The sequence below is a fragment of the Streptomyces sp. NPDC087428 genome, from assembly GCF_044744085.1.
Taxonomy (GTDB): domain Bacteria; phylum Actinomycetota; class Actinomycetes; order Streptomycetales; family Streptomycetaceae; genus Streptomyces.
Genome location: NZ_JBIUXR010000002.1, coordinates 383856 through 409574, shown reverse-complemented (window position 1 = coordinate 409574; position 25719 = coordinate 383856). Strand labels below are relative to the sequence as shown.

General features: G+C 72.5%; 24 protein-coding genes and 1 riboswitch. Of the genes, 17 read left to right on the top strand and 7 right to left on the bottom strand.

Annotated features, from left to right (window positions below):
- The first annotated feature begins 73 nt into the window (after nt 1–73).
- Nucleotides 74–191: riboswitch (SAM riboswitch) on the top strand.
- Nucleotides 192–363: 172 nt separating this feature from the next.
- Nucleotides 364–1740: an aminotransferase class V-fold PLP-dependent enzyme gene (locus ACIO3R_RS05585; RefSeq protein WP_402103580.1), complete on the top strand. Its 1377-nt coding sequence runs from the start codon at nt 364–366 to the stop codon at nt 1738–1740.
- Between the two features lie 62 nt (nt 1741–1802).
- Here ACIO3R_RS05585 and ACIO3R_RS05580 read toward each other — a convergent pair whose 3' ends face one another.
- Both ACIO3R_RS05580 and ACIO3R_RS05575 read right to left on the bottom strand, forming a co-directional pair.
- Entirely contained in the window at nt 1803–2084 is a 282-nt protein-coding gene (locus tag ACIO3R_RS05580; protein WP_123470113.1) for an Lrp/AsnC family transcriptional regulator, read from the bottom strand.
- A complete protein-coding gene (locus tag ACIO3R_RS05575) occupies nt 2081–2833 on the bottom strand; it encodes a rhomboid family intramembrane serine protease (protein ID WP_402103577.1) in 753 nt (250 codons plus the stop codon). The genes ACIO3R_RS05580 and ACIO3R_RS05575 overlap by 4 nt, the downstream gene beginning before the upstream one ends.
- 161 nt (nt 2834–2994) lie before the next feature.
- Between ACIO3R_RS05575 and ACIO3R_RS05570 the strand changes: the two genes are divergently transcribed.
- The 5 genes from ACIO3R_RS05570 to ACIO3R_RS05550 all read left to right on the top strand — a co-directional run bounded on the left by ACIO3R_RS05570 (nt 2995) and on the right by ACIO3R_RS05550 (nt 8531).
- Nucleotides 2995–3237, top strand: coding sequence for a hypothetical protein (locus ACIO3R_RS05570; protein WP_024494175.1), 243 nt, complete (start codon nt 2995–2997; stop codon nt 3235–3237).
- A gap of 34 nt (nt 3238–3271) precedes the next feature.
- A complete protein-coding gene (locus tag ACIO3R_RS05565; RefSeq protein ID WP_402103574.1) occupies nt 3272–4636 on the top strand; it encodes an NYN domain-containing protein in 1365 nt (454 codons plus the stop codon).
- A 284-nt stretch (nt 4637–4920) separates the two neighbouring features.
- Complete coding sequence (locus ACIO3R_RS05560; RefSeq protein ID WP_385037942.1) at nt 4921–5946, top strand: NlpC/P60 family protein; 1026 nt, start codon at nt 4921–4923, stop codon at nt 5944–5946.
- 237 nt (nt 5947–6183) lie between these two features.
- Nucleotides 6184–7215, top strand: a complete 1032-nt coding sequence (locus ACIO3R_RS05555) for an NlpC/P60 family protein (protein ID WP_385037939.1) — start codon at nt 6184–6186, stop codon at nt 7213–7215.
- Between the two features lie 62 nt (nt 7216–7277).
- Nucleotides 7278–8531 carry a hypothetical protein gene (locus tag ACIO3R_RS05550; protein ID WP_402103569.1) on the top strand — a complete coding sequence of 418 codons (1254 nt, stop codon included), beginning with the start codon at nt 7278–7280 and terminating at the stop codon, nt 8529–8531.
- On the opposite strand, the gene ACIO3R_RS05545 is transcribed toward ACIO3R_RS05550, so the two are convergent.
- The gene (locus ACIO3R_RS05545; protein WP_402103566.1) at nt 8488–9720 is read right to left on the bottom strand and encodes a glycosyltransferase 87 family protein; all 1233 of its coding nucleotides are present in this window, start codon (nt 9718–9720) and stop codon (nt 8488–8490) included. The genes ACIO3R_RS05550 and ACIO3R_RS05545 overlap by 44 nt on opposite strands.
- A gap of 101 nt (nt 9721–9821) precedes the next feature.
- On the opposite strand from ACIO3R_RS05545, the gene ACIO3R_RS05540 reads away from it, so the two are divergent.
- On the top strand, nt 9822–10964 hold the full coding sequence (locus ACIO3R_RS05540; protein WP_402103563.1) for a glycosyltransferase family 4 protein: 1143 nt from the start codon (nt 9822–9824) through the stop codon (nt 10962–10964).
- Nucleotides 10965–11021: 57 nt separating this feature from the next.
- Here the strand turns inward: ACIO3R_RS05540 and ACIO3R_RS05535 are convergent, their stop codons facing one another.
- A complete protein-coding gene (locus tag ACIO3R_RS05535; protein ID WP_385028858.1) occupies nt 11022–12818 on the bottom strand; it encodes an AMP-dependent synthetase/ligase in 1797 nt (598 codons plus the stop codon).
- Nucleotides 12819–13097: 279 nt separating this feature from the next.
- Between ACIO3R_RS05535 and ACIO3R_RS05530 the strand changes: the two genes are divergently transcribed.
- The 6 genes from ACIO3R_RS05530 (at nt 13098) to ACIO3R_RS05505 (ending at nt 18097) form a co-directional block, all read left to right on the top strand.
- Nucleotides 13098–13904 carry a metallophosphoesterase gene (locus ACIO3R_RS05530; RefSeq protein WP_402103560.1) on the top strand — a complete coding sequence of 269 codons (807 nt, stop codon included), beginning with the start codon at nt 13098–13100 and terminating at the stop codon, nt 13902–13904.
- A 121-nt stretch (nt 13905–14025) separates the two neighbouring features.
- Nucleotides 14026–14475, top strand: coding sequence for an SRPBCC family protein (locus ACIO3R_RS05525; RefSeq protein ID WP_363021337.1), 450 nt, complete (start codon nt 14026–14028; stop codon nt 14473–14475).
- A gap of 4 nt (nt 14476–14479) precedes the next feature.
- On the top strand, nt 14480–15694 hold the full coding sequence (locus tag ACIO3R_RS05520; protein ID WP_402103556.1) for an ArsA family ATPase: 1215 nt from the start codon (nt 14480–14482) through the stop codon (nt 15692–15694).
- A gap of 83 nt (nt 15695–15777) precedes the next feature.
- A complete protein-coding gene (locus ACIO3R_RS05515) occupies nt 15778–16236 on the top strand; it encodes a DUF5304 domain-containing protein (protein ID WP_385028867.1) in 459 nt (152 codons plus the stop codon).
- A 73-nt stretch (nt 16237–16309) separates the two neighbouring features.
- On the top strand, nt 16310–17251 hold the full coding sequence (locus ACIO3R_RS05510; RefSeq protein ID WP_123470088.1) for an ROK family glucokinase: 942 nt from the start codon (nt 16310–16312) through the stop codon (nt 17249–17251).
- 84 nt (nt 17252–17335) lie between these two features.
- The gene (locus tag ACIO3R_RS05505; RefSeq protein ID WP_402103547.1) at nt 17336–18097 is read left to right on the top strand and encodes an endonuclease/exonuclease/phosphatase family protein; all 762 of its coding nucleotides are present in this window, start codon (nt 17336–17338) and stop codon (nt 18095–18097) included.
- A 9-nt stretch (nt 18098–18106) separates the two neighbouring features.
- Here the strand turns inward: ACIO3R_RS05505 and ACIO3R_RS05500 are convergent, their stop codons facing one another.
- Together ACIO3R_RS05500 and ACIO3R_RS05495 are read right to left on the bottom strand one after the other, a co-directional pair.
- Nucleotides 18107–18787 (bottom strand): hypothetical protein, encoded by a 681-nt coding sequence (locus ACIO3R_RS05500; RefSeq protein ID WP_385028876.1) that lies wholly within the window; start codon nt 18785–18787, stop codon nt 18107–18109.
- Complete coding sequence (locus ACIO3R_RS05495; protein WP_385028879.1) at nt 18780–19559, bottom strand: alpha/beta hydrolase; 780 nt, start codon at nt 19557–19559, stop codon at nt 18780–18782. The genes ACIO3R_RS05500 and ACIO3R_RS05495 overlap by 8 nt, the downstream gene beginning before the upstream one ends.
- Before the next feature lie 282 nt (nt 19560–19841).
- On the opposite strand from ACIO3R_RS05495, the gene ACIO3R_RS05490 reads away from it, so the two are divergent.
- The 4 genes from ACIO3R_RS05490 (at nt 19842) to ACIO3R_RS05475 (ending at nt 23732) form a co-directional block, all read left to right on the top strand.
- On the top strand, nt 19842–20615 hold the full coding sequence (locus tag ACIO3R_RS05490) for a lysophospholipid acyltransferase family protein (RefSeq protein ID WP_385028882.1): 774 nt from the start codon (nt 19842–19844) through the stop codon (nt 20613–20615).
- A gap of 36 nt (nt 20616–20651) precedes the next feature.
- Complete coding sequence (macS, locus tag ACIO3R_RS05485; protein ID WP_385028885.1) at nt 20652–21878, top strand: MacS family sensor histidine kinase; 1227 nt, start codon at nt 20652–20654, stop codon at nt 21876–21878.
- Complete coding sequence (locus ACIO3R_RS05480) at nt 21875–22573, top strand: response regulator (protein ID WP_385028888.1); 699 nt, start codon at nt 21875–21877, stop codon at nt 22571–22573. The genes macS and ACIO3R_RS05480 overlap by 4 nt, the downstream gene beginning before the upstream one ends.
- A 154-nt stretch (nt 22574–22727) precedes the next feature.
- Nucleotides 22728–23732 carry a 2-hydroxyacid dehydrogenase gene (locus ACIO3R_RS05475; protein ID WP_385028891.1) on the top strand — a complete coding sequence of 335 codons (1005 nt, stop codon included), beginning with the start codon at nt 22728–22730 and terminating at the stop codon, nt 23730–23732.
- A gap of 28 nt (nt 23733–23760) precedes the next feature.
- On the opposite strand, the gene ACIO3R_RS05470 is transcribed toward ACIO3R_RS05475, so the two are convergent.
- Nucleotides 23761–25689 carry an anthranilate synthase family protein gene (locus tag ACIO3R_RS05470; RefSeq protein ID WP_385028894.1) on the bottom strand — a complete coding sequence of 643 codons (1929 nt, stop codon included), beginning with the start codon at nt 25687–25689 and terminating at the stop codon, nt 23761–23763.
- Nucleotides 25690–25719: the final 30 nt, after the last annotated feature.

Here is a 25719-nt window from a genome sequence, read left to right as displayed (position 1 = left end):
GGTGAGGCAGGGCGCAGTCCAGATCATGGACTGCGCCTTGCGCGTTCCGGTACGTATGGCAAGATGCTGGGCAGGTCATGAGTGACAGCGACTACGGCCCCGGCCCGCTGTCCGGCAACCCTCCGTCCGTGGCGGGGTGCCCCGGGTGAAGACCAGGCCGTAGGCAGCGAGGTCTGCGGCAAGCGCGGACCCCTCGACGTCGTAGACGTCCACCCGTGGGGTCCTGGTCCTCAGGGAGCCTCTGTGAGCAAGCGAATGCGATAGGGCTTTTCGGCCCTCCTCCGCACACCCTCTTTTCTTCCCTCCGTGCTGCCGCGTACCCGCAGGCACGCGGAATTCGCCTGCCTGTTACGGGAGTCCGTCATGTCTGTCTTCACCGCTGCCGCCGACCAGTCCATTTGTACCCCTCTGCCGGTTCTGGGCAAGGATGTGACGGTTCCGCTGGTGACCGGCGGTGAGGTCGTCTACGCCGCCCTCGACTACGCCGCCAGCGCCCCGGCCCTGCAACGGGTGTGGGACGACGTCGCCGCGTACGCGCCGTACTACGGCAGCGTCCACCGCGGCGCCGGCTACCTCTCGCAGCTCTCCACGGACCTCTTCGAGTCCAGCCGCGTCACCGTCGCGGAGTTCCTCGGCTGCCGCGCCGACGACCAGGTGATCTTCACCCGGTCGACCACGGACTCGCTCAACCTGCTGGCCGCCGCGGTCCCCGCCGACTGCCAGGTGTTCGTCTTCGAGACCGAGCACCACGCGTCCCTGCTGCCCTGGCGCGACGCCCGGGTGACCTACCTGAACGCCCCGCGCACCCCCGCCCAGGCCGTCGCCACGCTGGAGCGGGCCCTCGCGGACCGTGACCCCTACGGCCCCGCGCTGGTCTGCGTCACCGGCGCCTCCAACGTCACCGGTGAGCTGTGGCCGGTCAAGGAGCTCGCCGCCGCCGCGCACGCCCACGGCGCGCGGATCGTGCTGGACGCCGCGCAACTGGCCCCGCACCACCCCGTCGACATCACCGAGCTGGACGTGGACTGGGTCGCCTTCTCCGGACACAAGCTGTACGCGCCGTTCGGCTCCGGCGTCCTGGCCGGCCGCTCCGACTGGCTGCGCGACGCCGCGCCCTACCTGGCCGGCGGCGGCGCCTCCCGCAAGGTCGCCCGGCGCGCCGACGGCGCAGTGGACGTCGAGTGGCACACCACCGCCGCCCGCCACGAGGCCGGTTCCCCCAACGTCATCGGCGTCTACTCCATCGCCTCCGCCTGCAAGGCGCTCACCGAGGCCGGATTCGACGGCCTGGTCGCCCGGGAGCAGCGGCTCGTCACCGCGGTCCGCGCCGGCCTCGCCGAGGTCCCCGAGGTCAAGGTGCTCTCGCTGTTCGGCGACGACGCCCCGCGGGTCGGCGTCATCTCCTTCGTGGTGGAGGGCTGGAACAGCTCGCACTTCGCCGCGGCGCTCTCCGCCGAGTACGGCATCGGGGTGCGCGACGGGCTGTTCTGCGCCCACCCGCTGGTGCGCACCCTGCTCGGCAGCGACCCGCAGGACATCGGTGAGTGCGGTGCGCCGGAGGCCGAGCCGGGCGAGAGGTCGCTCAACGCGATCCGGGTCAGCTTCGGTGCCGGTACGCCGGACGAGCACATCGAGCGCTTCGTGCGGGCGGTCAAGGAGCTGGTGAGCGAGGGCGCCCAGTGGAAGTACCGCACCGAGGACGGCCGTTGCGTCCCGGACCGGGGTACCGCCCAGCTCTGAGGGTCGTGAAACACGTTCGGCCGGGTACGGACAGCTGTCCGTACCCGGCCGAACGGATGTACCTATGCGTCCAGACCGATGGCGAAGGCCGCCTCCAGGTCGTGCTGCGAGTACGTACGGAACGCCACGTGGGTGTCGGTCCCCTCGACGCCGGGGATCTTGCTGATCCGGCCGGGGATGACGTCGGCCAGATCGTCGTGCTTGGCCACCCGGACCATGGCGATCAGGTCGTAGGTACCGGTGACCGAGAAGACCTCGCTGACGCTGTCCAGCGCCGCGACGGCCTCGGCGATCTCGGGGATCCGGTCCACGCTGGTTTTGATGAGCACGATCGCGGTGATCACGGCTGGCTTTCTCCCTCGGTGGCCGTGGCTGGAGATCTCACTCTAGGGCCTCGTGTCCTGGCCCCACGCCGATAGCGCCCCCAGGCGTAGAGGAAGCCGATGGCGAAGCCGACCACATGGGAGAGATAGGCCACGCCGGGGCCGCTGCCCGCGCCCTCTGCGGCCAGCCACTGCAGCACGAACCAGAAGATCAGCACGATCCAGGCGGGGAAGCGCAGCGGCAGGAAGAGCAGGAACGGGAACACGCTGGTGACCCGGGCCCGGGGGAAGAGATAGAGGAAGGCGCCCAGCACCGCCGAGATCGCCCCCGACGCGCCGACGAGTGTCTGGTCGGACGTGGCGTGCGCGGCCGCGTAGGCGAGCAGGGCGAGGTAGCCGCAGCCGAGGTAGAAGAACGCGAACTCGGTGTGGCCCATGCGCTCCTCGGCCATCGCTCCGAACACGTACAGGAACAGTATGTTGCCGAGCAGGTGCAGCCAGCTGCCGTGTACGAAGAGCGCGGTCAGCGGGGTGAGCAGGGCGTGGGCGGAGCCGTCCCACAGTTCGCTCGGGATCACGCCCCAGCGCTCGAAGTACCCGGCCTGGGCGGACAGCAGGGCGTCCGCGCTGCCGTACACCGGGGCGAGCCCGGAGAGCGGGCTGATCGCGAAGACCACGCAGCACAGGGCGATGAGGGCGTAGGTCACCGGCGGCCCGCCCGAGGTGGCCGCCCGCAGGAGTCTGCCGGCCGCAGCCCGCCGATCGGTCATGAACAGAGCATGACTCAAGCGGAGGGAACCGGACAGAGCGCCTCGCCGTGCCGGTGGTATGCGACGAGGCCGTAGGGTTACGGCAGGACATCCGCAGTTCGACGGCGCACCGCGAAGATCCTTATGTGGCAGCACGAGGCCCGACGAAAGAGGACGCAACGATGACGACGGTTCCCCAGCCGACCGAGGCGACCCGCTGGCGCTGCACGCTCTGCGGAAACCTCACGCGATTCGACGTGACGCGCTCCTCCAAGGTCGTCGAATACGTCCATCTCGACCTGGCCGGGGAATCGAGCGTCGAAGAACGCGAGGTGGTCAGTGAGACCATCGAGTCGGTGCGCTGTCGTTGGTGCAACGCGGTGGATCAGATCGAGCTGGTGGACAGGCCGGGTGCCGACTCCTGACGGGGCCGTGCGGACATAGAGTTTGAGGTGACGGATGGTGGAGCAGCCCGCTGGCGGCGCCGCGTCGGCCGATGCGGCCGACGATGCCGTGGAGGTGCTCGACCGTCCGCTGCCCGAAGGCGTACGGCGTCGGGTCGTCGCGCTGGTCTCGGACGCGTTCGGCGGCCTCACGGTCACCGAACTCCCGGCTCAGCTCAGACAGTACGCCCGTTTCACGCCGACCCGGCGTGCGAAGTTCGCCGGGAACGCGATGGCGGCCGCCCTGGAGAGCGACGCGTCGTTCCGCCGGCGCATCGGTGAACGGCTGAGGGAGACCCAGCCGGAGCTGAGTGCCGCCCTGGAGGCGGGCTCGCCGCCCGCCGCCGCCGACCCCGTCGATGTGGCCGCCGCGGCCTATGTGCTGCGTCCGGTGGGCTGGGTGAAGCTCCTCGCCGCCGCCGGTGAGGAGGCCGAGCGGGCCGGCGCCGAGCGGGCGGACGAGGAGACCCGGCGCGAACTGGAGCGGCTGCGCGAGGAGCTCGTCCAGGCCCGCGCCCAGACGAGGAGCGAGACCGAACGGCTCCGCACCGACCTCGACGCGGCCCGCAAGGAGGCCGAGTCGCTCCAGCGCAAACTGCGCAGCGCGGCCAGCGAGGTGAAGCGCGGCGAGGCGGCGCTGCGCCGGGGCAGGGCCGAGAGCGACGCCGTACGGGCAGAGGCGGCCGTCCAGGTGTCCGCGGCGGAGAGCGAGACCCGGAGGCTGCGGGCGCGGCTCAGCGAGGCGGAGGCGTCCGTCGAGGCGGGGCGCCGGGCCGCGCGCGAGGGGCGGTCGGTCGAGGACATGCGGCTGCGGCTGCTGCTCGACACGGTGCTCGAAGCGGCCGGCGGACTGCGCCGCGAACTGGCGCTGCCGCCCTCCTCGATGCGTCCCGCGGACACCGTCGACGCCGTCGAGCCGGGCCGGATGTCGCCCAAGGACGTTGCCGCCAGAGCCCTTTCCGACACCGATCCGGCGCTGCTGGACCAACTGCTCGCGCTGCCGCAGGCGCATCTGATCGTGGACGGCTACAACGTCACCAAGACCGGCTATCCGCAGATGCCGCTGGAGAAGCAGCGGCTGCGGCTGCTGGGCGGTCTGTCGGTGCTCGCCGCCCAGACGGGCGCCGAGATGACCTGCGTCTTCGACGGGGCCGAGCTGGCCGCTCCGGTGCTGCTCGCGCCGCCTCGTGGGGTGCGGGTGCTGTTCAGCAAGGCGGGGGTCACCGCGGACGAGCTGATCCGGCAGTTGGCGCGCGCCGAACCGTCCGGACGGCCCGTCGTGGTGGTCTCCACCGACCGCGAGGTGGCCGACGGAGTGGCGAAGGCGGGGGCCAGGCCCGTTGCGTCCCTCTTGCTCCTGAAGCGGCTTTCGCGCGTTTAGCGAGACTTGTTGCGGCTTGCCGGAAATTACGGAACGGGCCGTCAATTCACCGCTACACGCAGTGTGGTGTGGGTAAAGAAGTACCGGCTGTGACGAGATTTTTCCTGCGAGGATTTGAACTGATCACAGGATGGTCACTATGGTCGGGCCTCGAACCTTCGCACGGTTGATCACCCATCCGGGGTGGCAGTGAAGGAACCGCCGAGTCCGTGATCCCCACGGAGCCGGGGATTCATGTCCCCCACAGCCCGGTAGGCGGCTCGAGGAAGAAGGAGCTCGCCTTCGTGGCGTCCCACCGTCGTCCCAAGAATCCGAGCCGCGCCCGTGTGACCGTGCTCACCGCGACCGCCGCCGCAGCCGTGGCCCTGACCTCCCAGGCCGCTCACGCCGACCCCAAGCCGACCAAGAGCGAGGTCAAGGCGGAGGTCGACAAGCTCTACCACGAGGCGGAGACGGCCACCGAGCAGTACAGCGGGGCCAAGGAGAAGCAGGAGAAGCTGGAGAAGCAGGTCGGCGCGCTTCAGGACAAGGTGGCCCGCGGCCAGGAGGAGCTCAACACGCTCCGCTCCGGCCTCGGTTCGCTCGCCGCCGCGCAGTACCGCTCCGGAGGCATCGACCCCTCCGTGCAGCTCTTCCTCGCCTCCGACCCGGACAGCTTCCTCGACCAGGCCTCCGCCCTGGACCAGCTGACGGCCAAGCAGGCCGAGGCGATGCAGAAGATCCAGGAGAAGCAGCGGTCCCTCGCGCAGGAGCGCAAGGAGGCCCAGGACAAGCTGGGTGACCTCGCGGACGTCCGCAAGACGCTCGGCGAGAAGAAGAAGAAGCAGCAGGGCAAGCTCGCCGAGGCGCAGAAGGTGCTCAACACCCTGACCGCCGCCGAGCGCGAGAAGATGCGCCAGGACGACGTGCGCGCCAGCCGCGACGCGGGTGACCGCGTGGACCTCGGCAACGAGGCCCCGGCCTCCGGTCTCGGCGGTGCCGCCCTCCAGGCCGCCTCCACGCAGGTCGGCAAGCCGTACGTCTCCGGTGGCACGGGGCCCAGCTCCTTCGACTGCTCGGGCCTGACCCAGTGGGCCTACGCCCAGGCCGGTGCCCAGATCACCCGCACCACGTACACCCAGATCAACCAGGGCACCCAGATCGGGCGCAGCCAGCTGAAGCCGGGCGACCTGGTCTTCTTCAGCAACACCTCGCACGTGGCGCTCTACGCGGGCAACAACACCGTGCTGCACGCCCCGAAGCCGGGCGCCGTGGTCCGCTTCGAGTCGATGAACACGGTCGGCGCCTACCAGACCGCCGTGCGCATCTGATCACGCCCGAACGGGCGAATTCCCGCGCCCCGCACTGACTGCCCGCCCCGCCGGAGACCACAGGTCACCGGCGGGGCGCCGTCATTTGTGACCCCCGTCCGCCCGGCGCGGCCTTTGTCCGCTCCGTGATCGCGCGACTACTGTCTGGCTGCCGCGCAGCTCCACATGTCGGTCCGCCCGCCCCGGGCGGCAGGGGCTGCGCACATCTGCGTACAGCGGAAGGGAGTGCGGCGTCCTGTGGTGTCCCATCGCCGTTCCACACAGCCCGGCGTGAGCCGGGGCGTCCGGGCCACTGTCCTGTCGGCCGCGGCGGCGACCGCCGCCGCGACGCTCGGCGCGGCCACCGCGCACGCCGAGCCGCAGGACACCCCGCGGTCCGCCGGGGCCCGGGTGGACCGCCTCTACGCCGAGGCCGAGCACGCCACCGAGCAGTACAACAAGGCCGGTGAGGACGTCGGACGGCTGCGCGGTGAGGTGCGCCGGGCGCAGGACCGGGCGGCCCGTGGCCAGGAGCGCGTCAACGGGATGCGCGAGGAGGTCGGTTCCGCGGCCCGTGCGCAGTACCGGGCCGGCGGCATCGACCCCTCGCTCGCCCTGCTGCTCTCCTCCGACCCGGACAACTACCTCGACCGGGCCGCCGTGCTGGGCCGGGTGAACGACAGCAGGGCGGGCGCCCTGTCCGAACTCCGCCGGGCCCAGCGGGCGCTGGCCCAGATCCGGGCGGAGGCGGCCGGCTCGCTCGCGGGCCTGGAGCGCGGCCGCGCCGCCGTCAGCCGCCACAAGCGGACCGTCGTGCGCAAGCTCACCGAGGCCAGGCGGCTGCTCGGATCGCTGTCCGGCACCGACCGGGCGGCCCTTGAGCGGGCCTCGCGCGACGGCCGGGACACCGCCGCGCGGCCGACGGCCGGACTTCCGGCGGGCTCGGCGCGGGCGGCGGCCGCCGTCATGGCCGTCCAGCGGGCGCTGGGCCGCCCCTACGTCTGGGGCGCGAGCGGGCCCTCCGGATTCGACTGCTCCGGGCTGATGCAGTGGGCGTACGCCCAGGCCGGGGTCAGCCTGCCCCGCACCTCGCAGGCCCAGCGGTACGCCGGCCGCATGGTGCCGCTCTCCCAGGCCCGGCCCGGTGATCTGGTCGCCTATCGCGCGGACGCCGGCCATATCGGGATGTACGTGGGGAACGGCCAGGTCATCCATGCCCCGTACCCCGGCGCCCCGGTCCGCTACGACCCCGTCGGCATGATGCCCGTCTCCTCGGTCACCCGGGTCTGACCCCCACGGCCCCGCCCCCGACGGGCAGCGGTGTCGCGGGTGAGGTCGCTACTCTCGTTCCTGTGGCTGATCAGGGGCGTACCGCGGCGCGGGCGCGCGGCGGACTGCGGCGCGCGGCCGGTGCCGTGCTCGCCGCGCTGCTGTGCGCCACCGCCTGCTCGGCCCCGGCCGGCGACGCCCCGGACACCGCCGCCGCCGATATCCGCGCCACCCTGGGCCGCCGGGCCGCCGCGGTGCTGCACCACGACCCGGACGCCTACGCCGCGGTCGTCGCTCAGGACGCCCCCGACCTGCGGGCCGCGCAGCGCAAGGAGATCGGCCATCTCGCGGACATGCCGATCGGCTCCTGGACGTACCGGCTGACGGATGTCTCGACGCACGGCGCGGACCGGGCCACCGCCGATGTCCGGCTCGGCTACCGGATCAAGGGCTACGACAGCGCGCCGGTCTCCGTGGACCGGGTCCTCGACCTCGAACGGGACCCGGCGGACGGCCGCTGGTACCTCACCGCCGACCGCCCGGCCGAGGGCGGCGGCCGGCAGCTCTGGCAGCAGGGCGACGTCGAGGTGGTGCGCGGCACGCACAGCCTGGTGCTGGGCGTCGGCCGCTCCCGCGACGAGCTGACCCGGATCGCGGCCACCGCGGACCGGGCGGTACCCGCCGTCTCCGACGCCTGGCCGGAGCGCTGGGCGGGCCGGGTGGTGGTGCTGGTCCCGGACACCGTGCAGGACATGGCGGAGCTGCTCGGGTCGCCCGCCGCGAACTACCGGGGCATAGCGGCCGTCACCACCGGCGAGACCGGCGGCTCGGGCACGGCGCCCGCGGACCGGGTGATCGTGAACCCGAAGGCGTACGGGATGCTCGGCTCGTTCGGGCAGCGCGTCGTCCTCACCCACGAGACCACCCACGTCGCCACCCGTACCCGCACCTCCGCCGCCACCCCGACCTGGCTCTCCGAGGGCTTCGCCGACTGGGCGGCCTACCGGGAGGGGGACCGCACCGCCGCCGAGGTCGCGCCCGAGCTGGCGGACGCCGTCCGGCGCGGCGAGCTGCCCGCCGCCCTGCCCACCGACGAGGACTTCGGCTTCACCGAGGACCCGGACCGGCTGGCGAGGGCGTACGAGGGCGCCTGGCTGGCCTGTGAGCTCGTCGCCGACCGCTGGGGCGAGGAGAAGCTGTTCGCCTTCTACCGGGCCGTCGGAGCCCACTCAGGGCGGGACGGAGCGGTGGAGCAGGCCCTGCACGAGGTGCTCGGCACGACCCCGGAGGACTTCACGGCGCGCTGGCGGGAGCACGTGCGGGACCGGCTCGGCTGACCTCGGGGGCCGGCCTCGTCACCGTGTCCCGCCACAGGCGCCCGCCCGCGATCAGCGTCGCGGCGACCAGCAGCCCGTTGCGCAGGAACATCAGCGTCACGCCCGTCGCGTCGCTCGTCACCACATGGATGAACCCGAGCGGGAACTCCAGCTGGGTGACCCCCGTCGCCACCAGCACCAGACAGGCCGGCAGCGTCATCCGGCTCTCCCGGAAGACCAGGCACACCGCGGCCATGCCGACCAGCCACAGCATGTACTGGGGGCTGATCACCCGGCTCGTGGTGGTGAACAGCAGCACCGCGGTGAACGCGGCGTCCGCCGGCGTACTCACGCCGAACGTGCGCGCCTTCAGCCGCCACACCACCAGCCAGCCCAACGCCACCACGCTCAGACCCAGCGCGAGCGTGCTCACCAGCGGCACGTGCGGGCCCAGGAACTCCAGCGAGCCGTAATGCAGCTCCACCCGGCCCTGCCAGCCGAACTGCCGTGCCACATGGAAGACCAGCGCCCCCAGCGACTCGACCTCGGTGCCCCGGTCGCGCTGGAAGCCGAGAAAGGCCAGCGCGCCGGGCGCCGCCAGCGCACACAGCCCCAGCAGCCCGAGCGCCGTCCCCGCCGCGGTCGCCCACGCCAGGCGCGTCCCGCGCCCGCGCGCCGTACCGGCGAGCAGCAGCACCGGCCACACCTTCAGCGTCGCCCCGACCGCCGCCAGCGCCCCCATCACCCGCGGATGCCGGACACCGGCCAGCAGCGCCGCCACCGCGACGGCCGTCACCATCACGTCGTACCGGGCGTACGCGGTCGCACCGAGCAACGGCACCCCCGCCACCCACATCCACGCCCCGGCCGTCCGCCGGGAGGCGCCCCGGCCCGCGTGCAGCAGCAGGCCCAGCACCAGCGCGTCGCAGAGGAACGCCAGGACGAAGAAGGCCGAGGCGTAGTCCAGGAACGGCAGCAGGGCGGGGGAGAGGATCGCGAGCGCCGCGACCGGCGGGTACTGCCAGGTGACGTCGGACTGCGGGTAACTTCCCGAGCGCAGCACGTCGTACCAGCCGTGGTAGATCACCGACACGTCGTTCGTCACGTCGGCGCCCGGCAGCGTGATCACCTTGATGACACAGAGCAGCAACAGGGCCCTGGTGAGGGCCCACACCACGAAGGCCGGCTGTGCGCCGCTCGAACCCGTCATGTCCCGTCCTCGTCCGTTGTGCCGGTGGTACGACAGGACATGATGCCCGCCCCGTCCGCCGGACAGCCACGAGGCGGGGCCGCCCGGTACTGTCGGCGGCGATGGACAAGACCCTGATCGTGACCAACGACTTCCCGCCCCGCCCCGGTGGAATCCAGGCGTTCCTGCACAACATGGCGCTCCGGCTGGACCCGGACCGGATCGTCGTCTACGCCTCCACCTGGAAGCGCGGCCCCGAGGGCGCCGCGGCCACCGCCGCGTTCGACGCCGAGCAGCCCTTCACCGTGGTCCGCGACCGTACGACGATGCTGCTGCCGACCCCGCGGGTGACCCGGCGCGCCGTCCAGCTGCTGCGGACCCACGGCTGCTCGTCCGTCTGGTTCGGCGCCGCCGCCCCGCTCGGGCTGATGGCGCCGGCGCTGCGCCGGGCCGGTGCCCGCCGGCTGGTCGCCACCACGCACGGGCACGAGGCCGGCTGGGCCCAGCTGCCCGCCTCCCGGCAGCTGCTGCGGCGGATCGGCGAGGGCACGGACACGATCACCTATCTCGGCGAGTACACCCGGTCCCGGATCGCCGCGGCGCTCACCCCGGCGGCCGCGGACCGCATGGTCCAGCTGCCGCCCGGCGTGGACGAGAAGACCTTCCACCCGGACTCCGGCGGCGATCTGGTCCGCGCCCGGCTCGGGCTCACGGACCGGCCGGTCGTCGTCTGTGTGTCCCGGCTGGTGCCCCGCAAGGGCCAGGACACCCTGATCCTCGCGATGCCCGCGATCCTGGCCGAGGTGCCCGACGCCGTCCTGCTGATCGTCGGCGGCGGACCGTACGCCGGGGAGCTGAGGAAGCTGGCCGCCGAGACCGGGGTGCTGGACTCGGTGCGGTTCACCGGGCCTGTGCCCTGGGCGGAACTGCCCGCGCACTACGGGGCCGGTGACGTCTTCGCGATGCCGTGCCGCACCCGGCGCGGCGGCCTCGACGTGGAGGGCCTGGGCATCGTCTACCTGGAGGCGTCCGCGACCGGGCTGCCGGTGGTGGCGGGCGACTCGGGCGGCGCCCCGGACGCGGTGCTCGACGGCGAGACCGGCTGGGTGGTGCGCGGCGGCCGCGCCGAGGAGTCGGCGGAGCGGATCGTCACGCTGCTCGGCGACGCGGAGCTGCGCCGGCGCATGGGGGAGCGGGGCCGGGCCTGGGTCGAGGAGAAGTGGCGCTGGGACCTGCTGGCACAGAAGCTCAGGGCGCTGCTCTGAACGCCGCAGGGGCCCGCACCGGAATCGGTGCGGGCCCCTGCGTACGCGTCACGCGGATCAGCTCCGGTAGATCGACTCGACCTCGTCCGCGAAGTCCTTCGCCACCACGTTCCGCTTCAGCTTCAGCGACGGCGTGATGTGGCCCGCCTCCTCGGTGAACTGGGCGGCCAGGATCCGGAACTTGCGTACGGACTCGGCCTTGGACACCGCGGCGTTGCCGTCGTCGATCGCCCGCTGCACCTCGGCGAGCAGCTCCGGGTCCTCGCGCAGCGACAGGGCGGTGGAGCCGACCGGCTTGCCGTGCTCCTCGGCCCAGTGGCCCAGGAACTCCTCGTCCAGCGTCACCAGCGCGCCCACGAACGGGCGTCCGTCGCCGACCACCATGCACTCCGCGACCAGGGCGTGCCCGCGGATGCGGTCCTCGATGACGGCGGGAGCGACGTTCTTGCCGCCCGCCGTGACGATGATCTCCTTCTTGCGGCCGGTGATCGCGAGGTAGCCGTCCTCGTCGAGCGTGCCGATGTCGCCTGTGTGGAACCAGCCGTCGGCCAGCGCCTCGGCCGTCGCCGTCTCGTTGTTCCAGTACCCGGAGAACAGGTGCTCGCCGTGGAGCAGCACCTCGCCGTCGTCCGCGATCCGCACGACCGAGCCGGGCAGCGGCTGGCCGACCGTGCCGATCTTCTGGCGGTCCCACGGGTTGAAGGCGGTCGCCGCGCACGTCTCGGTCAGGCCGTAGCCCTCCAGGACGGTGAAGCCGATCCCGCGGTAGAAGTGCCCGAGCCGCTCACCGAGCGGCGCACCGCCGGAGATCGCGTGCTCGCCGCGTCCGCCGAGCACGGCCCGCAGCTTGCTGTAGACGAGCCGGTCGAACACCTTGTGCTTGAACCGGAGGCCCACGGACGGGCCCTGCGGCGTGCCCAGCGCGCGGCTGTAGGCGATCGCGGTGTTCGCGGCCCGGTCGAAGATCTTGCCCTTGCCGTCGGCCTGGGCCTTGGCCCGCGCCGAGTTGTAGACCTTCTCGAAGACCCGCGGCACCCCGAGGATCAGGGTCGGCCGGAACGCGGCCAGTTCATCGGTGAGGTGCTTGATGTCCGGTACGCAGCCGAGCTTGATCGGGGCCATCACACAGGCGACCTCGACCAGCCGTCCGAAGACGTGCGCGGCCGGCAGGAAGAGCAGGACGGAGCACTCACCGGTACGGAAGAGGGGCTTGAGCCGCTCCACCACGTTGCCGCACTCCGCGAAGAAGCTGCGGTGGGTGAGCACGCAGCCCTTGGGGCGTCCGGTGGTGCCCGAGGTGTAGACGATGGTGGCCGGGTCGTCGGCCTTGGCGCTCCCGCTGCGCAGGTCCACGGTCTCCTCGGAGACCTCCGCGCCCGAGGCGGTGAGCGCGCCGATCGCGTCCTTGTCGATCTGCCACACCTGGCGCAGCTCCGGCAGCCGGTCGCGCACGGAGGCCACGGCGTCGGCGTGGGCATCGCTCTCCACCAGGACCGCGACGGCGCCCGAGTCCCCGAGGATCCACTGGACCTGCTCGGCCGAACTGGTCTCGTACACCGGTACGGTGACGGCGCCCGCGCTCCAGATCGCGAAGTCCAGCTGCACCCACTCGTAGCGGGTGCGTGACATCAGGGCGACCCGGTCACCGGGTTCGACACCGGCGGCGATCAGCCCCTTGGCCGCGGCTCTTACCTCGGTCAGGAACTGCGTGGCGGTGACGTCGGTCCAGACGCCCGCCACTTTGCGGCTCATCACCGCGACATCGGGATGCTGAGCGGCATTGCGGCGGATGAGATCCGTCAGGTTGCCGTCCGAGGGGACCTCGTACAGGGCCGGAAGGCTGAACTCGCGCAAGACTGCTGCTCCTCATCGGGCTCCGGTGCCACGGCTCTGTGTGACGCACCGGCTGCGGTCCAAGGTGGCGGGTGCTCAGTGGGGTGAGCACGACTGGACTGCCCGGACGTTACCCACCAGTACTCGGTTCCGGATAGGGGGTTCCGGTCAGATGTCTTACGCGTCACACATATCGGCTGGCCTTTCGCGCACAGTAGTGCACCCCGGCCGGGCCCTGGAAGTAACCGCAGGTCCGGTGGCCTCTACCCAGGCGGGCGCGGGGGTTCTAGGGTGATCGTCATGCGAGCCGGACCGAACAGCCGGGAGGCCGCCGCAGAGCGGCGCACCCGAATCCACGTGGTCAGTGACGTGCACGGGAACACCGAGGCGCTGGCCCGCGCGGGGGACGGCGCCGACGCCCTCGTCTGCCTGGGCGACCTGGTGCTCTTCCTCGACTACGCCGATCACTCGCGCGGCATCTTCCCGGAACTCTTCGGCGTGGAGAACGCCGACCGGATCGTCGCCCTGCGCACCGAGCGCCGTTTCGAGGAGGCCAGGGACTTCGGCCGGGGCCTGTGGGCGGGCGTGGACCGAGACACCGCGATCGTCACGGCCGTGCGCAAGCAGTACGCCGAGATGTTCGCCGCGCTGCCCACCCCGACGTACGCCACCTACGGCAACGTCGACATCCCCGGCCTGTGGCCCGAGTACGCCCGCCCCGGAACCACCGTCCTGGACGGCGAACGCGCCGAGATCGGCGGCCGCGTCTTCGGGTTCGTCGGCGGTGGACTCCGGACCCCGATGCGCACCCCGTACGAGATCGGCGACGAGGAGTACGCCGCCAAGATCGAGGCGGTCGGTGAGGTCGACGTCCTGTGCACCCACATTCCGCCCGACGTCCCGGAGCTGACGTACGACACCGTGGCGCGCCGTTTCGAACGCGGCAGCCGCGCCCTGCTCGACGCCATCCGCCGTACCCGCCCCCGGTACGCCGTGTTCGGCCACGTCCACCAGCCCCTGGTCCGCCGGATGCGGATCGGCGCCACCGAGTGCGTGAACGTGGGCCACTTCGCCTCGACCGGGAGGCCGTGGGCGCTGGAGTGGTGACCGGGCCCGGCCGCACCTGCATCCCGGCAGGCCCTGGGCCGAGGCGCGGCGCACACGCGATAGCCTTCTGGCGGCAGGTCTCTGCCGATCGACCGGTACACCGCACTGGAGGGCCACAGCGATGGCTGAACACACCAGCTCGAGCATCACCATCGAGGCGGCACCGGCCGACGTCATGGGCGTGATCGCCGACTTCGACCGCTATCCGGAATGGACCGGCGAGGTCAAGGAGGCCGAGGTGCTCGCCACCGACGACCGCGGCCGCGCCGAGAAGGTCCGCCTGGTCCTCGACGCCGGAGCGATCAAGGACGACCACACCCTCGCGTACACCTGGATCGGCGACTACGAGGTCAGCTGGACCCTGGTCAAGTCCCAGATGCTGCGCGCCATCGACGGCTCCTACGCACTGGCCCCGCTCGGCGACGGCGACCGCACCGAGGTCACCTACCGGCTGACCGTCGACGTCAAGATCCCGATGCTCGGCATGATCAAGCGCAAGGCGGAGAAGGTCATCATCGACCGCGCCCTGGCCGGCCTGAAGAAGCGCGTCGAGTCCGTCCCGAAGGCCTGACCCGGTGCGTACGGTCCTGGTCACCGGCCCCGGCGGCGCCGGCCGTACCACCGTCGCGGCGGCGACCGCGCTGGCCGGCTCCCGGCGCGGCGCCCGCACCCTGCTGATCTCGGCGGACGCCATACCCGGCTTCCCCTCCGCCACCGAACCCGCACGGGTCACCGACACCCTGTGGTCCGTCCGGACCGACTCCGCGGAGCACTTCCGCAGCGAACTCCTCGCCCTCCAGGACCAGCTGTCCGGCGTACTCGGCATGCTCGGCGGCAACCACCTGGACGGCGAGGAGCTCACCGAACTCCCCGGCAGCGACCAGCTCGCCCTGCTCCACAGCCTCCACCGCGCCGCACAGGGCGACTGGTCCCGCGACGGCTACGACCTCCTCGTCGTCGACCTGCCGCCGCTGCGCGAAGCCCTCGCCCTGCTGGCCCTGCCCGAACAGCTGCGCCGCTATCTGCGCCGGCTCGTCCCCCAGGAGCGCCAGGCCGCCCGCGCCCTGCGCCCGATGCTCGCCCAGCTGGCCGGCGTGCCCATGCCCGCACACTGGCTGTACGAGGCCGCCGCCCGGCGCGACGCCGAACTGGCCGCCGTCCAGGCCCTCGTCGAGGACCGTGCCACCACGCTCCGGCTGGTCGCGGAGCCCGGCCCGGCCGCCGAGGACGCGCTGCGTACCGCCCGGACCGGACTCGCCCTCCAGGGAGCGCGCGTCGACGCCCTGGTGGCCAACCGGGTGCTGCCCCGGCACTCCCCGGACCCCTGGTTCGCGGCGCTCGCCGCACAGCAGGAGAAGTGCCTCGACCACTGGCGCGAGGAGTGGGCCGCAGAGGCACCGCCGGTCGAGGTGCCGCACCTGGGCCGCGACCCGCAGGACGCCGCCGACCTGGCCGCCCTGACCGGCGGGGACGCCGTGCCGGCCGTGGACGACCGGGGGACCGGCCGCGCCGAGAACCCCTGGTGGATCGAGGAGTCCGGCACGCCTGACGGTGCCGACGGCCCGGACGGGATACTGATCTGGTGCCTGCGGCTGCCCGGAGCGGTCAAGAAGGACCTCCAGCTGGTCCGCCGCGGCAACGAACTCCTGCTCACCGTCGGCCCGTTCCACCGCATCGTGCCCCTGGAGTCCGCGCTGCGCCGCTGCACCGTCTCCGGCGCCTCGCTCACCGACGGCGTGCTCCGTGTCCGGTTCACGCCCGACGCGGACCTGTGGCCCAGGACGAGCTGAACGCTTTACCACCGTTCGGGTACCGTCGTAGGTACGGGTCCCGTGTGCCGGGCCGCCGGCCACCCACGTCGCAGGAGTCCGCCATGAGCGAAGCCACCGATCGTCCCGCCGACGACGACGCGTGGGCCCAGGCCTGTGCCGAGGACCTCGCCGCCGAGAAGGCCCGCCGCCGTGCCGAGTACGGTCCGCCGCCCGGTTCCGCGGCCGAGGAGCTGCGCAAGCTGATGGACGCCGTGGCCGACAAGGTCTCCTCCCTCCAGTCGCCGCTGTTCGGCATGGCGGCCCAGGGCGCGGTCCAGCAGGTCATCAGGCAGGCGAAGTCCGCCGTCGAACCCGTCATCGAGCGCAATCCTGACGTTTTCGATCACATCGCGGCGGCCGGTGGCGAACTGCTCGCCGCCTACCGCTCGGCCGTCGAGGGTCAGGAACGCCGTTGGACCCAGGGCGCGGGAGACCCCGCGGGCACCGAAAAGAAGGCTGACGACGCCACCGACCCCCGAGACGAGGGGCCCGGCACCGGCGAGCAGATCGACCTGGACTGACCGGCGCCGACCGGGCGGGGCCCGGCCTCGGGTACGGTTGCCCCAGCGGGGCTCGACCGAAACTGAGGGATTCATGGGACTCACCATCGGCGTCGATATCGGCGGCACGAAGATCGCAGCTGGAGTGGTCGACGAAGAGGGCCACATCCTCTCGACCTTCAAGGTGCCGACCCCGCCGACGGCCGAAGGCATCGTGGACGCGATCGCGGCGGCGGTGTCCGGCGCGAGCGAGGGACACCCGGTCGAGGCGGTCGGCATCGGCGCGGCCGGATATGTCGACGACAAGCGTGCCACGGTGCTCTTCGCACCGAACATCAACTGGCGGCACGAGCCGCTCAAGGACAAGGTCGAGCAGCGCGTCGGCCTCCCGGTGGTCGTCGAGAACGACGCCAACGCGGCCGCCTGGGGCGAGTACCGCTTCGGCGCGGGCCAGGGCCACGAGGACGTCATCTGCATCACGCTCGGCACCGGCCTCGGCGGCGGCATCATCATCGGCAACAAGCTGCGCCGCGGACGCTTCGGCGTGGCCGCCGAGTTCGGCCACATCCGGGTCGTCCCGGACGGTCTGCTCTGCGGCTGCGGCAGCCAGGGCTGCTGGGAGCAGTACGCCTCCGGGCGGGCGCTCGTCCGGTACGCGAAGCAGCGGGCCAACGCCACCCCCGAGAACGCCACGATCCTGCTGTCGCTCGGCGACGGCACGGTCGAGGGCATCGAGGGCAAGCACATCAGTGAGGCCGCCCGGCAGGGCTGCCCGGTGGCCGTCGACTCGTTCCGCGAGCTGGCCCGCTGGGCCGGCGCGGGACTGGCCGACCTCGCCTCGCTCTTCGACCCGTCCGCCTTCATCGTCGGCGGCGGCGTCTCGGACGAGGGCGAGCTGGTCCTCGACCCGATCCGCAAGTCGTTCCGGCGCTGGCTGATCGGCGGCGAGTGGCGTCCGCACGCCCAGGTCCTCGCGGCCCAACTGGGCGGCAAGGCCGGGCTGGTGGGCGCGGCGGACCTGGCCCGGCAGGGCTGATCCACCCAGGCACCACGGACATGACGGACGCCCGTCGCGCCCCACGACCGGGTCGCGGCGGGCGTCCGTCGTATCGTGAGCGCCATGGCCCAGACGTCGCTGCCAGAATCCCGTACCGAGCAGGACGGCTCGGCCGTCATCAGAGTGCTCAGTTACAACATCCGGTCGATGCGCGACGACCCCGCGGCACTGGCCCGGGTGATCCGCGCCTGCGCCCCCGATCTGGTCCTCGTCCAGGAGGCGCCGCGCTTCTTCCGCTGGCGCAAGCGCGCCGCCCGGCTCGCCGCCGCCACCGATCTGGTGGTCCTCGGCGGTGGAGCCACCGCGGCCGGACCGCTGCTGCTCTGCTCGCTGCGCGCCTCGGTGGAGCGCACCGAGGACGTCCTGCTGCCGCTCACCCCCGGACTGCACCGCAGGGGCTTCGCCACCGCGGTCGTCCGGATCGCCGGCACCCGGATCGGCGTGCTGAGCTGCCACCTCGGCCTCCAGCGCGAGGAGCGCCTCGCCCACGCGCAGGCGCTGCTCGACCGGCTGGACGCGATGGGGGTGGAGCACGCCGTGGTGGGCGGTGACCTCAACGAGGTACCGGGCGGGCAGGCGTTCCGGCGGCTGGCCGGGCGCCTCCAGGACTGCTGGACCGCACGGCCCCGGGGCGGCGAGCACACCTTCCCGGCGCACGACCCGCGCAAGCGGATCGACGCGGTCCTCGCGACCCGCGGCGTCGAGGTGCTCGGCTGCGGTGTCCCGGCCGGGCTGCCCGGCCTCGCCGAGGGCGACCTGCGGGCCGCGACCGACCACCTGCCGGTGCTGGCCGCGCTGCGGGTGCCCGCGGCGGACCCGGCCTGAGGCGGGTGCTCAGACCACCGCGCCGCGGCCGGGGTCGTCGCCGTCCTCGTCGTCGTGCTCCATCCGCGCCACCAGCGTCACGAAGCCGCCCAGGAAGCCGCCGACGCAGACCGTCGTCAGCCACCAGGTCATCTCCCACTGGAGCAGCACCGCGAGCAGCAGCAGGACCGGTCCGCCGATCACCGCCAGCCAGGCGAACTTGGCCGTGACGTCGGCCTCCGGCAGCGGGGGCGGCTCCGGCGGCACGAAGTGCCCCTCGCCGCTGTCGTCCCCGTCGTCCGTGTCACCCGCGGCCGGCTCCGCCGGCTCGTAGTCGCGCGGGCCGTTGCCGACGCCGGGGGCGAACACCACCGAGCTGCCGAGCGGCTTCTCCGGCGGCTTGGGCGGCCGCTTGCCGATGCCCTTGTCCGGATCCAGGGCGCTCAGCGGACCGTCCTCCAGCAGCGCGACGTCCTCGATGGACCGGAACGGCCTGGCGCCCGGCGGGTCCGGCGGCTCGTCGCCGTACCCCGCGACGATCGCCTCCCAGACGGCCTCCTCGTCCACCGGCCGCTCCCCGTCGCCGCCCTGGGCGATGCCCGGCGCCTCCGACGGGGGTGCGCCGCCGTCATCGGGGACGGCCGCTCCCTCGGCGGGGAGCGGCTCGCGCTCCTCCTCGCCGCTCGCGCGATCCGCGTTGTGCTCAGCCACCGGACGTGCTCCCCTTCTTCCCGACGCTCGGAGCGAGGCGGCCGATGAACGAATAGCTCTCGTCGAAGATCCGCTCCGCATCGTGGTCCAACGTCGCCACGTGGTAGCTCTGTTCCAGGAGGATCTCCTCGACGTCCGTGGACGAGATCCGGCTCAGGACCCGGGCCGAGTCGGCGGGCGGCACGACATGGTCCTGCGGGCTGTGCAGCAGCAGGACGGGCTGGGTCACCTGGGGCAGTTCGGCGTCGACCAGCCGGAAGAACTTCCTTACCGAGTGCGCCGCGTGCAGCGGCACCCGGTCGTAGCCGACCTCTTCCGAGCCCTCCCGCGCGATGTCGCTGGCCAGGCCCTTCGTCGTCGGCACCAGATGGCGGGCGACCGGCAGCGCGTGCGCCGCGAGGCCGTGCACCTTGTTGGCCGGGTTGACGAGCACCAGCCCCCGGACCGCGTCACCGTGCTTCGCCGCGAGCCGCAGCGCGAGGGCTCCGCCCATGGAGAGACCGAAGACGAAGACCTGGGAACACCGCTCCAGCAGCGACCGCAGCTCCCGGTCCACCTCCGCGTACCAGTCCTGCCAGCCGGTCACCTGCATGTCCTGCCAGCGGGTGCCGTGCCCGGGGAGGAGCGGCAGCGAGACCGTGAGCCCGCGCTCGGCCAGGTAGTCGGCCCAGGGGCGCAGCGACTGCGGGGAACCGGTGAATCCGTGACAGAGAAGGACGCCGACCTCTCCGCCCTCGTGGCGGAACGGCTCGGCTCCAGGAAGGACCGGCACCGGGGTCTCCTGTTCGTGAGGCTCGGAGGGGAGCGAAAGGGGGAGTGCGCAAGGATTACTTCACCGTACGCGACCGGGCCGACACCGACCAGGGCCGTCACCGGCACGGGCCGGGTACCCGGGGCCGTGCCGGGCAGGAGCACGGACGGCGGCACGGGTTAGGGTCTGTCCGGGGGATCGCAGTCGGACAGGGTGGGGCGCCGTGCCGGACGTCGCGACCCCGGCCGCGGGCCGCCGGGCAGGCCCTGAGGTCTGCCGGACAGCACACAGGAGGCACCCGAGTTGATCTACGGCGCTATGAAGTTCTCCATCGGCGGGTCTCTGAAGCTCGCGTTCAGGCCGTGGGTGGAGGGCCTGGAGAACATCCCCGCGCAGGGACCGGCGATCCTCGCGAGCAACCATCTGTCCTTCTCCGACTCCTTCTTCCTGCCCGCCGTCCTGGACCGCAAGGTCACCTTCATCGCCAAGGCCGAGTACTTCACCGCGCCCGGCGTCAAGGGCAAGCTGACCGCCGCCTTCTTCAAGGGCGTCGGCCAGCTCCCGGTGGACCGCTCGGGCGCCCGGGGCGCCGGCGAGGCGGCGATCAAGGCCGGTATCGAGGTGATCGAGAGCGGCGGCCTCTTCGGCATCTACCCGGAGGGCACCCGCTCGCCCGACGGCCGCCTCTACCGGGGCAAGCCCGGCGGGCTCGCCCGGGTGGCGCTCGCGACCGGGGCGCCGGTGATCCCCGTCGCGATGATCGACACGGAGAAGATCCAGCCGCCCGGCCAGGTGGTGCCCAAGCTGATGCGCCCGGGGATCAGGATCGGCAAGCCGCTCGACTTCAGCCGGTACCACGGCATGGAGGGCGACCGCTTCATCCTGCGCTCGGTCACCGACGAGGTGATGTACGAGATCATGAAGCTCTCCGGGCAGGAGTACGTCGACATCTACGCGACCGCCGCCAAGCGGCAGATCGCGGACGAGGCGAAGCGGCGCTCGGAGACCGCCAAGCGGGCCGCGTCCGGCGGCGGGGACGAGCAGCAGGGTACGGACAAGGACCGCGGCGGCGCCTGAGCGCGCGTCGGTCCGTCCGGGGCGGGGGAGATGAAGATGGCCAAGCGTGTGCGGGTCGTGCGGATGTCGGTCGAGCAGCCGCTGTGGCGTGCCCTGACCGCGTACCGCATTCTGACGATGCTCTACGCGATCCTGCTCGCGGTCTTCGGACGCGACAAGTACGACCGGCCGTGGGTGGCCGTCGTCTTCCTGACGGTCATGGCCGTCTGGACGCTCGCCACCCTGCCGAAGGTCGCCGGCGCGGCGGCCTGCACCAAGCGCTTCCTCGGCGCCGACCTCGCCCTCGCCCTCGCCGGCATCCTCCTCACCCCGCTCGCCGACTTCCAGGCCCAGCACGTCGACGGCCCGACCCTGCCGTCGATCTGGACCGCGGGGTCCGTCCTGGCCTTCGCGATCAAGGGCGGCTGGCGCTGGGCGGCCTTCGCCTCCAGCTTCGTCGCCGCCGCCAACATCGTCGAGCGCGCCGAACCCAGCCGCGACACCCTGCACAACGTCCTGCTGGTCTGGGTCGCCTCCATCGCGATCGGTTACGTCGTCGAGGTGGCCCGCGCCAGTGAGCGCACCCTCGCCCGCGCCCTGGAGATCGAGGCCGCCACCCGGGAACGGGAACGGCTGGCCCGCGACATCCACGACAGCGTGCTCCAGGTCCTGGCGATGGTGCAGCGCCGCGGTACGGCGCTCGGCGGCGAGGCCGCCGAGCTGGGCCGGATGGCCGGGGAGCAGGAGGTCGCCCTGCGCACCCTGGTCTCCAGCGGCCTGGTGCCGCCCACCCGGGTCTCCGAGGACGCCGCGGAGGGCGCCGTGGTGCGCACCGTCGAGACGGACGACGACGAGCCCGGCGGGCCGGGCGGGACCGATCTGCGCGCCCTGCTCGCCCCGCACGCCGGCTCCCGGGTCAGCTTCGCGGAGCCGGGAGCCCCGGTGCTCCTCGCGCCCCCGGCGGCGATGGAGCTGGCGGCCGCGGTGAGCGCCGCCCTGGACAATGTCCGGGTGCACGCGGGGGAGAACGCCCAGGCCTGGATCCTGGTCGAGGACTGGCCGCACGAGGTGATCGTCACGGTCCGGGACGACGGGCCGGGCATCCCGGCGGGGCGGCTCGCCCAGGCCGAGGGCGAGGGGCGCCTCGGCGTCGCCCTGTCGATACGCGGGCGGCTGGCCGAACTCGGCGGTACGGCAGAGCTGATCTCGGTGCCCGGCCAGGGCACCGAGGTCGAATTGAAGGTTCCGAAGATTTCACGGGGGAAGGCGGGTTCGGTCCGATGAGTGCGGAGCACGGCCAGGGCGCGGCGGGAGAGCCGCGGGCCATCAGGGTGATGGTGGTCGACGACCACCCGATGTGGCGCGACGCCGTCGCCCGCGACCTCGCGGAGTCCGGTTTCGACGTGGTGGCGACCGCGGGCGACGGCCCGCAGGCGGTCCGCCGGGCCGGGGCCGTCCGCCCCGACGTCCTCGTCCTCGACCTCAATCTGCCCGGGATGCCGGGCGTCCAGGTCTGCAAGGAGCTCGTCGGCTCGCACCCCGGGCTGCGGGTCCTGGTGCTCTCCGCGAGCGGCGAGCACGCCGATGTGCTGGAGGCGGTCAAGTCCGGCGCCACCGGCTACCTGCTCAAGTCGGCCAGCACCCAGGAGCTGACCGAGGCGGTCCGGAGCACCGCGGCCGGCGACCCCGTCTTCACCCCCGGCCTCGCCGGGCTGGTGCTCGGCGAGTACCGCAGGCTGGCCTCGGAGCCCGTGCCCGTGGCGTCCGACGAGCCGAAGGCCCCGGAGCTCACCGACCGGGAGACCGAGGTGCTGCGGCTGGTCGCCAAGGGACTCTCGTACAAGCAGATCGCCGAACGGCTGGTCATCTCCCACCGCACGGTCCAGAACCACGTCCAGAACACCCTGGGCAAGCTCCAGTTGCACAACAGGGTGGAGCTCGTGCGGTACGCCATCGAACGGGGACTCGACGACATCTGAGATCAATTCCCTGAGGTGGGGCCTTCTCCGGCTGAGGTCCGGTCGGCGTGCCGGGCGGCCCTGCCATATATTCGCGATGACCGACCGGCCGGACCCGTACGCACCCCCGTGCGCGCGCCCCGGCACCCCGCCCGCATCAGTAACGGGAGACGCAGTGGAGATCCTGGCCTTCGGCGTGCAGTCCGACGAGAAGCCGCTGATCGAGAAAGCCTTCGCCGGGAAGCACGAGGTCCGGTGCCTGGACGTCTTCCTGAACCGGGACACCGCGCCCATCGCGGCCGGCTACGAGATCATCTCGACCAGCGTCAACGCCGACCTGGGCAGCGGTGTCCTGCAGACTCTCGCGGCCGGCGGCACCCAGATGATCGCCCAGCGTTCCACCGGCTTCAACAACATCGACCTGGACGTCGCCGAGCGCCTCGCCATGCGCGTCTCCCGGGTCTCGTACTACTCGCCCTACTCGGTGGCCGAATTCGCCTGGACCCTCGCCATGGCGGTCAACCGCCGCGTCATCCGGGCCGCGAGCCGCACCCGCGACTTCGACTTCCGCCTCGACGGGCTCCTCGGCCGCGACATGCACGGCCGCACCGTCGGTGTCATCGGCACCGGCAAGATCGGTGAGGCCTTCACCCGGATCGCCCACGGCTTCGGCATGAATCTGCTCGGCTGGGACGTCGCGGAGAACCCGGCCTGCGTCGAACTCGGCATGCGGTACGTCGACAAGGAGCAGCTCCTCGCCGAGTCCGACGTGATCAGCCTGCACGTCCCGCTGCTGCCCTCCACCCACCACATCATCGGCAAGGACGCCCTGGCCCTGATGAAGGACGACGCGATCCTGATCAACTCCAGCCGGGGCGGACTCGTCGACACCACGGCCCTGGTCGGGGAGCTGCGGGCCGGCCGGTTCCTCGGCGTCGGCCTCGACGTGTACGAGGCCGAGGCCGGGCTCTTCTTCCTCGACAAGTCGCTGAAGGGCATCGACGACGACACCCTGGCCCGGCTGGTCACCTTTCCGAACGTCATCGTCACCTCGCACCAGGCGTACTACACCGAGGACGCGGTGGGCCAGATCATCGACGCGACCGTCCGGAACGTCGACGACTACCTGGCCCGCGCCCGCAGCGAGAACGTCCTGGTCCCGGCGCCGCCCGGCCCCTGAAGCCCGACAGGGTCCGGGCGGCGGCCGCTCAGCCGCGCACCGGCAGCCCCGCCAGCAGCTCGGCCACGATCGCCGCGCCGCGCAGCGTCAGCACCGACTCCGGGTGGAACTGCACCGACGCGAAGCCGTCCCCGCGCAGCGCGTGCAGCTCCCCGGTCGCCCCGTCCACGCTCGCCTCGATGCCGTGCGCCGCCAGCTCGTCGGCCGCGGCGTCGTCGCAGCGCGCGGTGAAACTGTTGTAGAAGCCGACCGTCTCCGGCCGCCCGAACAGCTCGATCCGGGTCTGCGCACCCTGGTACGGCACCGTCTTGCGGACGATCTCCAGGCCCAGCTCCGCCGCGATCAGCTCATGGCCCAGGCACACCCCCAGCAGCCCGTGCCGGTGGTCCCGGACCAGCTCCGCCGCCAGCGCCCTCAGCAGCCGCATCTTCGGATCGTCCGGATCACCCGGATTCCCCGGCCCGGGGCCCAGCACCACCGGCCCCTCGTGCGCCCGTACGGCCTCGCGCAGCCCCGGCTCGTCGTAGTGGCGCACCGTCACATCGAGACCCGAGGCGCGCAGCAGATGCCCCAGCATCGCGGTGAACGTGTCCTCGCCGTCGATCACCAGCGCGTGGCCGGACAGCTCGTCGGTGCGCTCCTGCATCCGCAGCCAGAACGGTGCGAGCCCGTCCCGCCTGGCGTCCAGCGCCGCCCGCACCCGCGGGTCCTCGGCCAGCCGCGGCAGTGCGCCCCCGGCCCTCGGCCGGCCCGGCAGCACGCCCAGCGCGGTCAGCACCCCGGCCGCCTTGGCATGGGTCTCCGCGACCTCGCTCGCCGGATCGGAGTGGCGCACCAGCGTCGCCCCGACCGGTACCCGCAGCTGCCCGCCCGCCGAGATGTCGGCGGTCCGGATCAGGATCGGTGAGTCCAGCGTCTGCGCCCCGTCGGGCCCCTGCCGCAGCAGGGCCAGCGCGCCGGCGTAGTAGCCGCGCCCGCCGGACTCGTACCGCTCGATGACCCGGCAGGCGTTCTGCACGGGGGAGCCGGTGACCGTCGCCGCGAACATGGTCTCCTTCAGCACCTCGCGCACATCCAGCGAGGAGCGCCCGCGCAACTCGTACTCCGTGTGCGCGAGATGGGCCATCTCCTTGAGCCGGGGGCCGATCACCACCCCGCCCATGTCCCCGACCGTGCACATCATCTTGAGTTCCTCGTCGACCACCATGGAGAGCTCCTCGGTCTCCTTGCGGTCCCCGAGGAAGGCCAGCAGGCCCTCGGCGGACGGTCCCTGCGCGGGGTAGCGGTAGGTGCCGCTGATCGGATTCATCACGACCGTCCCGCCGGACATCCGCACATGCACCTCGGGGCTGGCACCGACCAGGGTCCGCCCGCCCGCCGCCCGCCGCCCCGACGACGAGAGCCCTTCGGGCCCGCCGTCACCCGTGTGCACGACGAACGTCCAGTACGCGCCCCGCTCGCCCGCCAGCAGCCGCCGGAACAGCGCCAGCGCGTCCGCCCTCCCGAACCCCGGGATCCCGCCCCGGAAGGTCCGCCGGATGACGAAGTTCGCGCCCTCGCCCCGGCCGATCTCGTCCTGGATGACCCGCCGGACGGTCCCCGCGTACTCCTCGTCGGCGACGTCGAACGCGCCGTCCTCGACCCGCACCTCGTGCGCGGGGAGCAGCTCCAGCGCCTCGTCGAGCGGCAGTTCGTACGTCTCGTCCGCGACCAGTACGGCCAGCGGCGTCCCGTCGTCCCGTACGTCGAAACCGCGCTCGGCGATCTGCCGGAACGGCACCATGGCGAGCGAGGGCCGTTCACCGACCGGGAGGTCCGCCAGCCGGTCCACCTCCCGCACCTCGCCGATCAGCACCTCGACGGTGTCGTGGTCATGGCCGGGGGTGCGCCTGCGGAGCAGGGCGAAGGGCGGGCAGTCCTCGCCGAGCAGTCTCCGGACGATCGTGTGCGGTGTCATGCGGGGTGTTCCTTCCAGTGGAATCAGCTG